The organism is Amycolatopsis sp. NPDC051045 (genome assembly GCF_040682955.1).
GTDB lineage: Bacteria > Actinomycetota > Actinomycetes > Mycobacteriales > Pseudonocardiaceae > Amycolatopsis.
On sequence record NZ_JBFBCC010000004.1, the window covers coordinates 12,137 to 26,423 of the forward strand.

At 72.3% G+C, this 14,287-nt stretch carries 16 protein-coding genes and 1 riboswitch; of the genes, 10 read left to right on the forward strand and 6 right to left on the reverse strand.

Annotation, left to right across the window (positions count from 1 at the left end; all coding sequences use genetic code 11):
- Entirely contained in the window at positions 1-201 is a 201-nt protein-coding gene (thiS, locus tag AB0M80_RS11120; protein ID WP_364562113.1) for a sulfur carrier protein ThiS, read from the reverse strand.
- Positions 201-1,274: a glycine oxidase ThiO gene (gene thiO, locus AB0M80_RS11125; protein ID WP_364562115.1), complete on the reverse strand. Its 1,074-nt coding sequence runs from the start codon at positions 1,272-1,274 to the stop codon at positions 201-203. The genes thiS and thiO overlap by 1 nt, the downstream gene beginning before the upstream one ends.
- A riboswitch (TPP riboswitch) is annotated at positions 1,268-1,373 on the reverse strand. Its footprint overlaps the gene before it by 7 nt.
- A 62-nt stretch (positions 1,374-1,435) precedes the next feature.
- Between thiO and thiE the strand changes: the two genes are divergently transcribed.
- The gene (gene thiE / locus AB0M80_RS11130; RefSeq protein ID WP_364562118.1) at positions 1,436-2,095 is read left to right on the forward strand and encodes a thiamine phosphate synthase; all 660 of its coding nucleotides are present in this window, start codon (positions 1,436-1,438) and stop codon (positions 2,093-2,095) included.
- Between the two features lie 39 nt (positions 2,096-2,134).
- Here thiE and AB0M80_RS11135 read toward each other — a convergent pair whose 3' ends face one another.
- Entirely contained in the window at positions 2,135-2,866 is a 732-nt protein-coding gene (locus tag AB0M80_RS11135; RefSeq protein ID WP_364562120.1) for a hypothetical protein, read from the reverse strand.
- A gap of 146 nt (positions 2,867-3,012) precedes the next feature.
- Between AB0M80_RS11135 and AB0M80_RS11140 the strand changes: the two genes are divergently transcribed.
- A complete protein-coding gene (locus tag AB0M80_RS11140; protein ID WP_364562123.1) occupies positions 3,013-3,966 on the forward strand; it encodes a threonine/serine dehydratase in 954 nt (317 codons plus the stop codon).
- 6 nt (positions 3,967-3,972) lie between these two features.
- On the opposite strand, the gene AB0M80_RS11145 is transcribed toward AB0M80_RS11140, so the two are convergent.
- Entirely contained in the window at positions 3,973-5,493 is a 1,521-nt protein-coding gene (locus AB0M80_RS11145; RefSeq protein WP_364562126.1) for an MFS transporter, read from the reverse strand.
- Positions 5,494-5,537: 44 nt separating this feature from the next.
- Positions 5,538-6,293, reverse strand: coding sequence for a GntR family transcriptional regulator (locus AB0M80_RS11150; protein ID WP_364562129.1), 756 nt, complete (start codon positions 6,291-6,293; stop codon positions 5,538-5,540).
- Positions 6,294-6,441: 148 nt separating this feature from the next.
- On the opposite strand from AB0M80_RS11150, the gene AB0M80_RS11155 reads away from it, so the two are divergent.
- Positions 6,442-7,488, forward strand: a complete 1,047-nt coding sequence (locus AB0M80_RS11155) for an SIS domain-containing protein (RefSeq protein ID WP_364562131.1) — start codon at positions 6,442-6,444, stop codon at positions 7,486-7,488.
- Positions 7,485-8,450, forward strand: coding sequence for a BadF/BadG/BcrA/BcrD ATPase family protein (locus AB0M80_RS11160; protein ID WP_364562134.1), 966 nt, complete (start codon positions 7,485-7,487; stop codon positions 8,448-8,450). Before AB0M80_RS11155 ends, AB0M80_RS11160 begins: the two co-directional genes overlap by 4 nt.
- 101 nt (positions 8,451-8,551) lie before the next feature.
- On the opposite strand, the gene AB0M80_RS11165 is transcribed toward AB0M80_RS11160, so the two are convergent.
- Positions 8,552-9,211 (reverse strand): DUF3159 domain-containing protein, encoded by a 660-nt coding sequence (locus AB0M80_RS11165; RefSeq protein ID WP_364562137.1) that lies wholly within the window; start codon positions 9,209-9,211, stop codon positions 8,552-8,554.
- Positions 9,212-9,479: 268 nt separating this feature from the next.
- Here AB0M80_RS11165 and AB0M80_RS11170 point away from each other — a divergent pair, with 268 nt between their 5' ends.
- The 6 genes from AB0M80_RS11170 (at position 9,480) to AB0M80_RS11195 (ending at position 14,020) form a co-directional block, all read left to right on the forward strand.
- Entirely contained in the window at positions 9,480-10,310 is an 831-nt protein-coding gene (locus AB0M80_RS11170; protein WP_364562140.1) for an SGNH/GDSL hydrolase family protein, read from the forward strand.
- 174 nt (positions 10,311-10,484) lie between these two features.
- The gene (locus AB0M80_RS11175; RefSeq protein ID WP_364562143.1) at positions 10,485-11,225 is read left to right on the forward strand and encodes an OmpA family protein; all 741 of its coding nucleotides are present in this window, start codon (positions 10,485-10,487) and stop codon (positions 11,223-11,225) included.
- Positions 11,226-11,238: 13 nt separating this feature from the next.
- Complete coding sequence (locus AB0M80_RS11180) at positions 11,239-11,634, forward strand: hypothetical protein (RefSeq protein WP_364562146.1); 396 nt, start codon at positions 11,239-11,241, stop codon at positions 11,632-11,634.
- A gap of 59 nt (positions 11,635-11,693) precedes the next feature.
- Positions 11,694-12,170, forward strand: a complete 477-nt coding sequence (locus tag AB0M80_RS11185) for a hypothetical protein (RefSeq protein ID WP_364562148.1) — start codon at positions 11,694-11,696, stop codon at positions 12,168-12,170.
- Entirely contained in the window at positions 12,167-13,048 is an 882-nt protein-coding gene (locus tag AB0M80_RS11190; protein WP_364562151.1) for a hypothetical protein, read from the forward strand. Before AB0M80_RS11185 ends, AB0M80_RS11190 begins: the two co-directional genes overlap by 4 nt.
- A gap of 306 nt (positions 13,049-13,354) precedes the next feature.
- The gene (locus AB0M80_RS11195) at positions 13,355-14,020 is read left to right on the forward strand and encodes a DUF4190 domain-containing protein (RefSeq protein ID WP_364562154.1); all 666 of its coding nucleotides are present in this window, start codon (positions 13,355-13,357) and stop codon (positions 14,018-14,020) included.
- The last annotated feature ends 267 nt before the right edge of the window (positions 14,021-14,287 follow it).

A 14,287-nucleotide genomic window follows, 5' to 3' on the forward strand; every position in this document is an offset into this window, starting at 1 on the left:
TCAGCCTCCCTGGACCGCGGTGAGCACGTCGACGCCCGCACCTTTGGGCACGGGCGTGGCCGGCCAGTCGGCGCGGCGGACGACGACCCCGTCGACCGCAACGGCGATCCCCGGCCGCGGCCCGCCGGTCGCGGCGAGGACGTCGGCGACGGTCGCGCCGTCCGGGAACTCCGTCCACTCGCCGTTGAGCTTGATTTCCATCACACGTGCTCCTTCTGGTGCAGGCGGGCGGGGGACGCGGCTTCGGTGCCTTCGGGCGGCTCGTCCCCCTCGAGCCAGGCGACCACGGCGTCCGCGGTCACGGGGGCCATCAGCAGGCCGTTGCGGTGGTGCCCGGTCGCGGCGAAGACGCCGTCGTCCAGGACGCCGAGGTACGGCAGCGCGTCCCGGCTGCCGGCCCGCAGGCCGGCGGCGGTCTCGGCCAGCTCGTACTCGGTGATCGCGGGGAAGACGCGTTCGGCGCCCTCGATCAGCTCGCGCACACCGCGGGCGGTGACGGCCTGGTCGAAGCCGGCTTCGTACTGGGTGGCGCCGAGGACGAGCTCCTGGTCACCGCGCGGGACGAGGTAGATCGGGCGGCCCTCGACGACGGCCCGGACGGTGTGCGTGGGCGGCGGCAGGCAGCCGCGGCGCGGCTTGAGCCGGAGGATCTCGCCCTTGAGCGGCCGGACGGCGTCGGCGAGCTGCGGGTGCAGCCGCCCGGTCCAGGCGCCCGCGGCCAGGACGACGGCTTCGGCGTCGGGGATTCTTTCGACGCGCTCGCGGACGAACCCGACGCCTCGCCGTTCGCAGGCGGCAAACAGGGCGCTGAGCAGTTTCCGGTTGTCCACGGCCAGGTCGCCGGGCACGTGGAGTCCACTTCGGACGGACCCGGTGCCGGGTTCGAGCCGCTTGACCTCCCGGCCGGTGAGCCGCTCGGCCGCGCGCCCGAGGGAGTGCAGGTAGCCGGCGAGGATGTCGAGGTGCCCGACATCGGCGCTGTCGAAGGCGACGACGAGCGTCCCGTGCCCGGCCAGGCCGGGGTCGACGCCCTCTTGCGCGAGGTCCCGGGCGAAACCGGGCCAGCGCTTCAGCGAGGCCTCACCGAGGCGCAGGACGTCCTCTTCGCCGGGCCAGGCCTCGGTGACCGGGGCGAGCATGCCGCCGGCCAGCCAGGACGCGCCGCCGCGGACGGGTTCGGGGTCGTACACGGTGACCCGGTGGTTCCGGGCGGCAGCCCGCCACGCCGCGGCCAGGCCGATCACGCCGCCGCCCACCACTGCCAGGTTCGTCATGGGATCACGCTCCCTGCGCCGGCATGACCCGGATCAGGTTCCACGGTCGGAGCGGCAGCTCCCTCTCAGCCCGTGCCTCGGGCTCCCGTGCGGACGCGTCCAGCCTACTGTGCCATTCGTTGATAATCCAACTGGTCAAGGCGCGGGGTACGGTCGCCGCTATGCCCGCCCTCTCCGGTGACAAGATCCGCGCCCGCCTCGACGCCGCGCGCCTTTACCTGTGCACGGACGCCCGCACAACCCGCGGCGACCTGGCTTCGTTCGCCGACGCGGCCCTCGCCGGCGGTGTCGACATCATCCAGCTGCGCGACAAGACCGGCGCGCTGGAGGCGGCCGGCGAGATCGCGGCGCTGGAGGTGCTGGCGGAGGCGTGCGCCCGCCACGGGGCGCTGCTGTCGGTGAACGACCGCGCGGACGTCGCCCTGGCGGTCGAGGCGGATGTGCTCCACCTGGGGCAGGACGACATCCCGGTGCCGCTGGCCCGCCGGATCCTCGGCGACGAGGTCGTGCTCGGCCGGTCGACGCACTCTCTCGACCAGGCCCTCGCCGCGGCCGCGGAGCCGGGGGTCGACTACTTCTGCACGGGGCCGTGCTGGCCGACGCCGACCAAGCCGGGCCGCCCGGCGCCAGGCCTTGATCTGGTGCGCGCGACGGCGGCCTGGACCCCGGACCGGCCGTGGTTCGCGATCGGCGGCATCGACGGGCCGCGGCTCCCGGAGGTCCTCGACGCGGGGGCGTCGCGGATCGTCGTGGTCCGGGCGATCACCGAGGCCGAGGACCCGGAGGCCGCGGCGCGGGAGCTGCGAGCCCGCCTCCCCTGACAGCCGTGAAGGCCACCCGCTGGGGTGGCCTTCACGGACTCACGGGGTCGGGGTCGCCGCCGCGCCCTTGCTGGTCGGCGGGGTTGCCGTCGTCGCCGGGGCCGAGGTCGACGGCTGCTGGGTCGTCGTGCTCGGGGTGGACGTCGGGGACTCCGAGGAGGTCGTCGGGGCCGTCGACGTGTCCGACGGCGGCGTCGTGGTCGTCTCCGTCGGGGACACCTGCGTGTCGTCCGTCGATGTCGGCGGGGTCGTCGACGGCGTCTCGGCCGGGTGACCGTCGCCGCCCGCAAAGATCTTGCCGATGCTCGAGCCCGTGCCGCCGCCGATCTGCGTTCCCGTGGCCGACTCGAAGCCGACTATCGACACGATCGCCACCACGAAGGCCACCGCGCTCGTGCCGATGAGCAACGGCCAGCGCAGCTTGCGCAGCCGCGAAACCGCCTCGGGCTTCGCCAGCTGGACCGTCGGCTGGTCGGTGATCGGCACGTCCCCCGGCTCGGCGGGACCCCGCCGCCGGATGCCCGACGTCGCCAGCTGGCGAGCCTTGAGCGCGGCCTCGCGGGTGCGCTGCAGTGAGCGCAGGTACAGCTCACTGCCGACCGTCGACACCACGCTCGCCACGCCGGCGCCGACCACCGTGCCCGCCACGCCCAGCGTCGAGCCGAGCAGCGCCGCGGTCACCGCCGCGAGCGCCGCCGCCATCACCTGCGCGATCCTCAAGCCGGACTTTTCTTCCTTCACTTCGGAAGTCGCTGCGTTCTCCTTGCTCATGGTCCCGATCCGGTAGTAAGTCTTCTCCCCTGCCCAACGTGTAAGGCGCGCGAGGAACTCCCCGCGTTGCCACAGCGTGAGGAGCGCCACTCCGACTGTCTACAATAGACACTCCATATCGAACGTTTTCTTGACATACTCGGCACATGGAACTGGTGACGATCTCTGACATCGAGGCCGCCGCGAAGCGCGTCGAAGATGTCGCCGTGCGCACGCCCCTGCTGCTCCAGACGTGGGATCCCCGCGGGACCCTGTGGCTCAAACCCGAAAGCCTGCAACCGGTCGGCGCGTTCAAGGTCCGCGGCGCGTTCAACGCGATCGCCGCCCTCGACGACGCGGCCCGCGCCCGCGGCGTCATCGCGTACTCGAGCGGCAACCACGCGCAGGCGGTCGCGTACGCCGCGCAACGGTACGGCGTGCCCGCGGTGATCGTCGTGCCGGACGTCGCGCCGCGGATCAAAGTGGCGGCCACGCGCTCGTACGGCGCCGAAGTCATCGAGGTGCCGATCGGCGAGCACGAGGCGAAAGCGCGCGAACTGGCCGCCGAACGCGGGCTGACCCTCGTGCCGCCCTTCGACGACGCGGCCATCATCGCCGGGCAGGGCACCGCCGGCCTCGAGATCGCCGAGGACCTGCCGGACGTCGAGGTCGTGCTCGTCCCGATCAGCGGTGGCGGGCTGGCGGCCGGCGTCGGTACCGCGCTCAAGGCCCGGTGCCCGCGGGCGCGCGTGATCGGGGTCGAGCCCGCGCTGGCCGCGGACGCCGCCGACAGCCTCCGGCGGGGCGAGCTGGTCCGCTGGCCGCAGGCCGACCGCGCCCGCACGATCGCCGACGGCCTGCGCTCGCAGCCGTCCGAGCTGACCTTCGCCCATTTGCAGGCCGTCGTCGATCAGATGGTCACGGTGACCGAGGACGAGATCCGCGAGGCCGTGCGCGTCCTCGCCCGCAAGGCCCGGCTGGTGGCCGAGCCCAGCGGCGCGGTGACGACGGCGGCGTACCTGTTCCACGCCGACGAGCTGCCCGCCGGGCGCACGGTCGCCCTGGTCTCGGGCGGCAACGCCGACCCGGCGATGTTCGCCGAGATCCTCGCGACGGGGTGACCGAGCTCAGGAGCCGGCGACGGAGGAGCCTCGGCGGATGTGCGTCGGCGGCCCCTCGACGCCGCAGTGGTAGCACTCGCCCAGGTGGGGGCACTCGTCGTCCGGCTTCGCCACCGGAGGTGGTTCGAGGACGCCGTTGTGGATGCCCAGCGCGATCAGCCCACCCGCGATCGCCAGCGCCGCGCAGATGATCAGCGCCGTCCGCCAGCCCGCGGTGAGCGCGACCGGGTCGGCGTACGCCTCCCCGGTCAGCCCGGCCGCGGCGGGCAGCACCGCCACCGCCAGCAGGCCGCCCGAGCGGGCGATGGCGTTGTTGACGCCGGACGCGACGCCGACGTAGCGGTCCGGGGCCGCGGCGAGCACCGTCGCGGTCACCGGGGCCACGACCGTCGCCAGGCCGAGCCCGAACACCACGACCGCGGGCAGCACCGTGCCGAGGTAGGACGCGCCGGGTGCGATGCGCAGCATCAGCAGCATCCCGATGCCGACCACGATCGGGCCGACCACCAGCTGCGTGCGCGGGCCGATGCGCTGCGCGAGCGCGCCCGAACGGCCCGAGAGCAGCAGCATGATCACCGTCAGCGGCAGCCCGGCCAGCCCGGACGCGGTCGGCGAGTAGCCGAGCGACACCTGGAGCTGCATGACCAGCAGCATCATCACGCCGCCCAGCGCCGCGTAGACGACGAACGTCAAGGCGTTCGAAAGGGTGAACGTGCGGTCGCGGAACAGCGACGGCGGCACGAGCGGTTCCGCCGAGCGGTGCTGGACGGCGACGAACCCGGCCAGCCCCGCGATCCCCAGCAGGCCCGCGACCAGCACGAGTGGGTCGCCGATGCCGCGGGCGGGCGCCTCCACCAGCGCGCCGGTCACTCCGGCGAGGCCGAGGGCGCCGAGGGCGGCGGCACCGAAGTCCGGGTGCCCGGTGGCGTCGGTGTCGCGGGATTCGGGGACGAACTTGCGCGCCATGAGGAGCACGGCGACCGCGATCGGCACGTTGATGAGGAACGCCAGCCGCCACGACCAGACCTGCACGAGGAAGCCGCCGAGCAGCGGCCCGGCGGCGGCCGCGATGCCGCCGAGGCCGGACCAGGCGCCGATCGCGCGGGCACGGGCGTCGTGCGCGAAGGACGCCTGGAGGATCGCGAGCGAGCCGGGCGTCAGGAGGGCGCCGCCGATGCCCTGCAGGATCCGCGTCGCGACGAGCATTTCGGTGGACGTCGCGGCGGCGCACAGCCCGGAGGCGATCCCGAACCAGACCACGCCGATGAGGTAGGTGCGGCGCCTGCCGTACCGGTCGCCGAGCGAACCCGCGACGAGGATCAGCGCGGCGAGCGCCAGCAGGTAGCCGTCGAGGATCCACTGGAGCCCCGCCACGGAGGCGTTCAGTTCGGCGCCGATGCGGGGCAGGGCGACGTTGACGATGGTCCCGTCGAGCATCGCCATGCCGGACCCGAGGATGGTGGTCGCGAGCACGCCCCGCGCGGCGCGGGTTCCCCACCGGATGCCGGTGTCTTCGGTGGCAGTCACCCGGTCACTTCACCGCGACCGGGGACCGCCGTCAACCGCGCTGCCTACGGCAGCAGCGTCGTCACGAACTTGTAGCGGTCACCGCGGTAGACCGAGCGGGCGAACTCGACCGGCTTGCCGTCCGTGGCGAACGAGTGGCGGGTCAGCATCAGCACCGGCATGCCGACGTCCGCACCGAGCATTTCCGCTTCCTGCGGCCCCGCCAGCGACGTCTCGATCGTCTCTTCCGCACGCTCCAGCTCGACGCCGTAGTGCTCGCGTAGAACGGCGTACAACGACCCGCCGGCCGAGACGTGCTTGCGCAGCCCGCGGAAACGGCCGAGCGGGAGGTGCGTCGTCTCCAGGGCCATCGGCTGGGAGTCCGCCAGTCGAAGTCGTCGAAGGCGAAGGATTTTCGCGCCGGTCCGGATTCCCAGCAGCTTCGCGAGGTCGCCTTCGACCGGCATTTCCTCGACTTCCAGCAGCTTCGACGACGGCTTCAGGCCTTGCTTGCGCATGTCCTCGGTGTAGGAGGACAGCTGCAGCCGCTGCGCGAGCTTCGGCTCGGCCGCGAAAGTGCCTTTTCCCTGCACACGGTGCAGCCGGCCCTCGGCGGTCAGGTCGGCCAGCGCCTGGCGGACGGTGGTGCGGGAGACCGTGAACTCCCCGGCGAGCGCGCGTTCGGTCGGGATCGGCGACCCCGGCGGCAGCACGTCCAGGAGGTCGAGGAGGTGCTGTTTCAGCGCCCAGTACTTGGGCTCGCGCTGCCCGCGCATCCCGGCGACGACGCCCGCCTCGCCCGTGGTGGTGGTCTCCAACATGCCCGACTCCCTATGTCTTCCCTCATCGCACGCCACGTCCCCGTAAGAAACGTACCCTTTTCCCCAAACGTGCCGCCCCACTAAGATTGGTCTAGACCTGACCGACGCCGCCTGAGTCCGGTACATAATGCCGGAGGTGGAGAGGAAAATGATGACGGAACAACGGCCCGGCGCGCACATGGCCGCGGAGATCGCCCAGCAGCCGGACGTCTTGGCGGGGCTGGTGCAGCGTCAGGCGGAAATCGCCGAAGTGGCGGAAAAGATCGCACAACGGCCCCCACGGTTCGCTTTGCTCGCCGCGCGTGGATCGAGCGACCACGCAGCGTTGTACGCGAAGTACCTGATCGAGGTACTGCTCGGCCTTCCGGCCGGTCTGGTTTCCCCCTCCACGGCCACGCTCTACGGCGCGCGGCCCGATCTGCGGGACGTGCTGTTCGTCACGGTCAGCCAGAGCGGCGGCTCCCCCGACCTGATCGAGGTCACCGAAACGGCGCGGCGCCAGGGCGCGCTGACGGTCTCCGTCACCAACACCCCGGACTCCCCGCTGCGGGCCGCGTCCGAGCTCGGCATCGACATCGGCGCCGGCGTCGAGAAGGCCGTCGCGGCCACCAAGACGTACTCCGCGACGCTGATGGCGCTGTACCTGCTCATCGACGCGGTGCGCGGCGGCAAGGCGGCCGACGCCGACAAGATCGGCGAGCTGGCGCAGCAGACCCTCGACGGCGCCGCCGAAGGCGTGCAGCGCGCGGTCGACCGGTACCGCTTCGTGGACCGCGTCCTCACCACCGGCCGCGGCTACTCCTACGCGTCCGCGCTCGAAGGCGCGCTCAAGCTCGCCGAAACCAGCTACCTCGCCGCCCGCGCGTACAGCGGCGCGGACCTGCTGCACGGCCCGGTCGCGGCGGTGGACGGCGAGACCGCCGTGCTCGCGGTGACCAGCGCCGGGCACGGCGGCCGGGCGATGCACGAGGTCCTCGAGGCCGTCGGCAAGCGCGGCGCGGACGTCCTCGCGGTCGGCTCGGCCGCCGCCGAGGTGCCGGCAGCGCTGCGCATCGACGTCGCGCCGACGGTCGAAGAGCTGGCGCCGATCCTGGAGATCCTCCCGCTCCAGCGGATCGCGCTCGGCCTGTCGCTGGCCCGCGGCGGCGACCCGGACAGCCCGCGCGGCCTGCTGAAGGTGACCAAAACCCGGTGAGCTTCGCGGTGGGCGTCGACGCCGGCGGCACGTCGACCAGGGCGGCGCTGGTCGACGCCGCCGGCGCGGTGCTGGGCACCGGGCGCGGCGAAGGCGCCAACCCCAACGCGCACGCGCCCGAGGTCGCCGCGGGCCGGATCGCCGACGCGATCACCGCGGCGCTCGGCCCCCACGACCCCGCCGCCGTGCGGGCGTGCGTCGTCGGCATGGCCGGGGTCAGCAAGCTGAGCGACCGGGGCGTGGCGGCGGTCTTCGACGCGGCGTGGGCGCGGATCGGCCTCACCTGCGCGGTCCGGACCGTCGCCGACGCCGAAGTGGCGTACGCGTCGGCGACCTCGGCGCCGGACGGGACGGTCCTCGTCGCCGGCACCGGCTCGATCGTGGGCCGGATCCGCAAACGACGGCTCGCCGGCACCACGGGCGGCTACGGCTGGCTGCTCGGCGACGAAGGGTCCGCCTTCTGGCTCGGCCGCGAAGCCGTCCGTTCCACTTTGGAAGCACTCGGGCGCGGGCTGCCGCTCGAGGGGCTCCCGTCGGCGGTGCTCGCCGCCGCGCTCGGACCGTCCGGTTTGGACGTCCGGACCGACTCCGGGCGGCTCGCCGCGTCGCGGGCGCTGATCACGGCGGCCAACGCCGAGGCGCCGGTCCGGCTCGCCCGGTTCGCCCCGTTGGTGAGCGCGGCCCACGCCGCGGGCGAGCCCGCGGCCCGGGAGATCGTCACCCGCGCGGCCGGGCTTCTGGTCGCGAACGCCCTCGCCGCGCGCGAGCCCGGCGAGTCGACTCCGGTCGTGCTCGTCGGCTCGGTGCTGACCGGAGCCAGCCCGGTCGGCGCGCTCGTGCGCCACCGGCTGGCCGGTCTCGAGGTGCTGACCAGCTCCGATGGGGTGCTCGGGGCGGCCTGGCTCGCCGCTGTCGAGGCCTTCGGGGAAGGGACACCGCGGCCCCGGTCGCAAGGAGATTGAGCAAAACGCGGCGCAAAGACGCGAAACCGTCGACTGAACCCGGGTAGTCCGGGTACCGTAGGCAGTGGCCCCCGGACCCTCCCCCCTCGCCGGGGGCCGCCTTATGCCCCGGGTACGTCGTCCGATCGGGTTTCCGGAACCAGGCGCAGGCCGGGATGCTCCGGCGGCAACGCCCGGTAGAGCACCCAGCCACTGACCGCGACGGTCAGCGCGACGAGCGGCCACGACAGCACCGTGCGGGCCACGCCGAGCGCGAGCACCTGGCCGGCCCACCACAGCAGGCCGTAGACGACCACGCGCAGCGTGTACTGGAGCACCCACACCCAGCTGGCCCGCGAGTACGCCTTCAGCAGCGCCGGGTCGCGGCGCCAGCGCGTCTTCTGACCCAGCAGCAAGCCGACGACGACGCCGAGCAGCGGCCAGCGCACGACGATGCTGGCCGCCCACAGCAGGGCGCTGGCCACATTGGACATCAGCTGCAGCAGGAAGAAGTCCTGGGCGCGGCCGGTGTGCAGGGCGATCAGCGCAGCGGCGACGACGGCGGCCAGGCTGACGACCAGCGCGCGGACCTTGCCGCCGCGGACCATCCGGTAGGTCCCGAGCGCGACGGCGACCACGATGGCGGCGCCGGCGCCCCAGGCGACGGACTGCCCGGCCGCGACCCAGCCGGCGACGAAGCCGACGGGCGGGATGCTGGCGTCGAGCGCGCCCCGGCGGCCACCGAGGATCTGCGCGAGCGATTCACGGGGTTCTCCGGACACGTGTCCAGCCTGCCGGATCGGGTCCCGCACGCCCCGGGCAGGGAGATTTTCGCCACATCGGGTGTTCGCTTTGCCTCCGAGCGTGCCCTTTCACGGCATGCCGAAGGTGAAGACTACGTAATAGAGAGGCGCAACAGGCCGACAAGATAAGACACTGTTACCGCTGGCTGAACGCCCGAGGTGGCGCGGGGGTGACGTCCCGATGGTTAGTTGAGGTGTACAACTACACGTCGGGGAGTGTCGGTCGCAGGATGGGAAGGGGACCCACGTGTACGGAATCGACAGCTACGTAGCCCTGGGGGACAGCTTCACCGAGGGCCTCAACGACGCCCTGCCGGACGGCTCCTTCCGGGGCTGGTCCGACCGGCTCGCGGAGGTCCTGGCGGCCGGCCGGAGCGACTTCCAGTACGCCAACCTGGCCCTGCGGGGCAAGATGCTCGACGAGATCCTGGACGAGCAGCTGCCGATCGCGTTGGAGCTGAAGCCCGACCTGGTCACGCTCTGTGCCGGCGGCAACGACATCATCGTGCCGGGCGCGGACGTCGACGCGGTCACCGAACGCCTGGAGGAGGGCGTCGCCAAGTTGCGCGAGGCCGGCATCCCGGTGCTGATGTTCAACGGCCCGGACACGAAGGTGCTGTCGGTGATGTCGGTGCTGCGCGGCAAGGTGGCGATCTACAACACGAACCTGTGGGCGATCGCCGAGCGCCACGGCGCCCGCATGGTCGACCTCTGGACGATGGATCCCTTGCACGACCGCCGCGCCTGGAGTGACGACCGGCTCCACTTCTCCCCGGAGGGCCACCACCGCATCGCCCTCAAGGCGGCGGAGGTCCTGGGTATCCCGGTGGCGGACGACTGGCGGGAGCCGTGGCCCCTGGAGGTGGCGCCGAGCCGCTGGATCGACTCGCGGCGGTCGGATCTGACGTGGACGAAGGTGCACCTGCTGCCGTGGATCCGGCGGCAGCTGCGGGGCGAGTCCATGGGGGACGGGTTGTCGCCGAAGCGGCCGCAGCTGGCGCCGCTGGTGCCACTGGACGTGCTCGACGTGCTCGAGGTGCTCGAGGTGCCGGACAACGCCCGGCAGCAGGCCAGCTGACGGAATCCGGGTCACCGAGGGCGCCACCGCGTCCCTGGCCCCCCTTTCGACGGAAAGTGTCCAAGCGATCACCGCCCCGCGAGTTGTCCACATGTCGACTTGCCTGGGGACAACTTGTGGATCACCACCCGGTTTCAGCTCGCCAAGCCGCGTCCCCCGGCTTACAGTCCCCTTATGTCCGGTGGTCGGCGCTGGATCCTCGTGGTCCCGATCGCGGTGCTGGTCACCGCACCGCTCGCGGGGGTCGCGACCTGGGCTCAGTCCGGGACCATGGAGCGCGACCTCGCCGCGCGGGCCCAAGCCGCGCTTTTCGAGGCCGGGCTGCCCACCGGAGACGTCCGCTTCGACGGACGGGACGCCACCCTCAGCGGCTTCGCGCCCGGGCAGGCCCTTCGCGCCCTCGAGGTCGTGCAGAGCGTCGACGGCGTGCGGGCCGCCAAGGTCAACGGCGATGTCACCCCGGTGGCGCCGAGTCCCTCCAGCAGCGCGCCACCGCCGCCGCCGACCACCACGACCACCAGCCCGCCGCCGACCACGAGCACGACCGCGCCGCCGCCCACGGACAAGGCCGGCGTGCAGGCCGAGATCGACCGGCTGCTCACCGAGGCGCCGATCAGCTTCGCGCCGGACACCGCGCGGCTCACGCCCGAAGGCGAACAGGCCGCCCGCAGCATCGCGATCGCCCTCGCCAAGGCGCCGGCGGGCTTCCGGTACCGCGTCACCGGCCACGTCGCCCGGGGCCCCGGCGGCGAAAACGCCGCACTGAAGCTTTCCCGGGACCGCGCCCGGGCCGTCGCGCGGATCCTCACCTCCAACGGGCTGGCGGCCAAGCGCGTGACGTACCGGGGGCTGGGCGACACCCGCCCGACCACCGGTGGCGAAGAGGACCGGCGTGTCGAAATCACGGTCGTTTGAGGGGTGATGGCAGATGATGTGGCTGTTCGGGCAGATCTGGCTGTGGCTGATCGTCGCCTTCGCCCTCGGCGCGCTCACCTCGTGGCTGCTCCTGCGCGCCGCGCAACGCCCCCAGGCGCAGCCGATCGAGCCGGAAGCGGAACCGGAGCCGCAGTACGAACCGGCACCGCCGCCGCTGTCGGTCGAGCAGACGCAGTTCATCCCGGCCGCCTGGGCGCAGCACGAGCCGGAGAACCGCCCGCCCGCCGCCGACGAGCCCGAGCCCGTCGGCCACCGCGAGGGGCGGCTACCGCTGCCGCCGCAGCGCGGAGCGGAGGCCGAGGACTGGCCCACCGAGGAAGAACCGGCCTGGCCCGAGTCCGAAGAGGCCACGCCGCGGTGGCCGCACCAGCCTGGGCGCGGTGGCTGACACCCATCCTGGTAAGTTCGGCTACGCACTGTGAGCGAGGCCTGAGGAGGGGGTGGAGTTTGGCGCTCCCCCATTGGACGTCACAGCAGGTCCTGCCGCCGGGCCGGCACGCCGGCGACCTCGCCGACGTCTACGAACGCCTGGTGTTCGACGCCCCGCACCAGAACGACCGCGAGATCCTGTTCAGCGCGCTCAACAGCTACCTCGGCGTCGCCCGGCGGATCATCCCGTCCGGCCGCGCCTGGATCGGCGGCGAGCTCATCATCCGGACCGCTCACCCGCCGCAAAGCCTCGACGTCGTCCTCATCCCGGACGAGTGGGGCGCGCTCAAGCGGCTCGACGGCGCCGGCCGGTCCGCGCTGTACGGCCTGCTCACGCTCCGCGGCGTGATCGTCGGGCAGCCGGCGATGTACCTCGACCAGGTGCAGCCGGTCGGGGGCATGCTGGACGGCTTCCTGTGCCGCCCCGGCGACGAGGACGTGTGGGCCGAGGTCTGGGCCGAAGGCGGCAGGGGCTACCCGGAGATGATCTGGTGAGGAACGAGTTCCGGCGCATCGCCGACGAGATCCCCGGTGGCACGTGGCTCGACGACCTGGCCCGTGCGTCGGCGATGGCGGCCAACGCCAAGTTCGAGCGGACGTCCCGCTCGCCGCTGCTGCACGTCTCGGTGATCGGCGAACAGACCATCGACGCCTACACCTTTTCCGACATCAGCCGTGCGCTGCAGGACGCGACGGCGAAGATCGGGCACATCATCCGCAACCCGTCCGGCGAGGTCACCCAGGTCCAGCAGAACGACCGGGACAAGGCGCCGCTGATCCAGCGCGGCCAGGCGGGCAACGCGATCTTCTTCGGCTTCCCGGAGCCGGTGGCCGAAGACGCGCTGATCGTCGACGGCATCGAGACGCTGTCCGAGCGCGCGGTCAAGGAACTGTGCGACTTCCTGCCGGCGAACGGCTCGGACGACGGCGCGCTCGACGCCGTGCTGCTCCAGCGCGACACCGTCCGCAACGCGGTGAGCGACATCGTCAACGCCGTCGCGAAGAACGCCGGCATCGGGATGGCGCTGACCCCCACCACGGGCGAGCAGGTCACCCGCAGCATGACCACCGAGCAGGCGCGGATCCTGCAGGGCAGCCTCCGCGAGTCCCGCGAGGAGGTCGGCTACGAGACGGTGCGCGGGCGGCTCGACGGCGTCCGCACCCGGCGGCGCATCTTCTACCTCGACCGCGAGTCGGGCGGCACGATCCAGGGCGCGGTGGCCCCGGACCTGCTCGACGAGATCAAGGAGAACCTCGACCGCCCGGTGACCGCCCGGCTGCGCGTCGTGCGCACGACGACGATCGACGGGCGCCGCGGCCGGCCCGTCTTCGAATTGCTCGAAATCACCCCGGAAGTAAGCCTTTTCGACTGAGAAGTCCGTTATGCGACTTTAGTCGGGAACGTCGGTACCTACGGTCGTCGTAAGCCTCACGGCGGTGCCGGGATGTCCGTACGGTATTTACGATACCGGCTGCGAGGTCGCGAAAGACCGCGTCGAACAGTGGGACTTCCGATATTCTTCCCATTGATCACCGGGCCACACCCTGCGCGCAATGTCAGGAAATACCGATACCTGACGCAAAACGGTGGGACAATGACTTTTTCCAAAATGTAACAATTTCGTTCTGGGCCACACTTATGGGTTAACGTCGTCGCACTCCCACCCGAAGGGGTTCGCATGATGACCGACCCGCAGTACCCGCCGGCCACCGCGCGCCATGGCCGACCCGCACCGCCGGTTACGGCCACGGAACGTCGTCAAGCCATTGCGAAGCGCAGCCGGAACATCCTGGCGGTCGTCGCCCTGGTGCTCGGCGTGGCCGCGCTGGTCGTCACCTTCGTCCCGGACGTCGAGTTCGTCGCGTGGCCGCTGGGCGGGCTGGCGCTGATCCTGGCGATCGCCGGATTGGTCCAGGTCAAGAAGGGCACCTCGGGTGACCGCGGGCTGGCGATCACCGCCACCGCCGTCGCGGCCGTCGCGCTGCTCGCGTCGGCCGGGATGCTGCTGTACTCGACCTTCCTCGGGAGCGGCGATTCCGGGCTGCACCTGCCCGCGGTGGCCGGCGACAAGCACGCCGTGACCTTCCAGGTCACCTCCGCCGGCGGCGCGACCGTGCGCTACGGCAGCCTGAGCGACCAGCGCACCGAAAACGCGCCCGCCAGCACCGACGCGTGGCAGGGGCAGGCGTCCTACAACAGTGGCTCCTACCTGTTGACGCTCACCGCGGACACCCGCAATGCCGACGTCAAAAACGAAATCCGCTGCGCCATTCTGGTCGACGGCAAGAAGGTCGCGGAAAACAGCGGGACGACGATCGCGCTCTGCACCGCGAACGTGAACTGAGCGGGCGCGGCAACCCGCCTGGCGACCGGCCGGCCTACCCCCATCTCGGCCGGCCGGGTCGCCACGAGCCGCTCCTGGCGGCTCCGGGCCCCGCCGCGGTTTCCCGCGCGGGGCCTGGCACCGGCGTCTCAGCCTGCCCCTCCCCTAGGGCTCTGCCGGCACCGCCGAACCTACGCGGACACCGCCCGCGCTCACTAAGAATCCACTAAGGATTCAGCGCCCGGGCGGGGTCGTGACCCATTCGCAACCGAAAGCCCCGCCGCCGAA

Coding starts and splice junctions, on each gene's coding strand:
- thiS (WP_364562113.1), bottom strand. CDS start 201: ATGGAAATCAAGCTCAACGGCGAGTGGACGGAGTTCCCGGACGGCGCG.
- thiO (WP_364562115.1), bottom strand. CDS start 1,274: ATGACGAACCTGGCAGTGGTGGGCGGCGGCGTGATCGGCCTGGCCGCG.
- thiE (WP_364562118.1), top strand. CDS start 1,436: ATGCCCGCCCTCTCCGGTGACAAGATCCGCGCCCGCCTCGACGCCGCG.
- AB0M80_RS11135 (WP_364562120.1), bottom strand. CDS start 2,866: ATGAGCAAGGAGAACGCAGCGACTTCCGAAGTGAAGGAAGAAAAGTCC.
- AB0M80_RS11140 (WP_364562123.1), top strand. CDS start 3,013: ATGGAACTGGTGACGATCTCTGACATCGAGGCCGCCGCGAAGCGCGTC.
- AB0M80_RS11150 (WP_364562129.1), bottom strand. CDS start 6,293: ATGTTGGAGACCACCACCACGGGCGAGGCGGGCGTCGTCGCCGGGATG.
- AB0M80_RS11155 (WP_364562131.1), top strand. CDS start 6,442: ATGATGACGGAACAACGGCCCGGCGCGCACATGGCCGCGGAGATCGCC.
- AB0M80_RS11175 (WP_364562143.1), top strand. CDS start 10,485: ATGTCCGGTGGTCGGCGCTGGATCCTCGTGGTCCCGATCGCGGTGCTG.
- AB0M80_RS11180 (WP_364562146.1), top strand. CDS start 11,239: ATGATGTGGCTGTTCGGGCAGATCTGGCTGTGGCTGATCGTCGCCTTC.
- AB0M80_RS11195 (WP_364562154.1), top strand. CDS start 13,355: ATGATGACCGACCCGCAGTACCCGCCGGCCACCGCGCGCCATGGCCGA.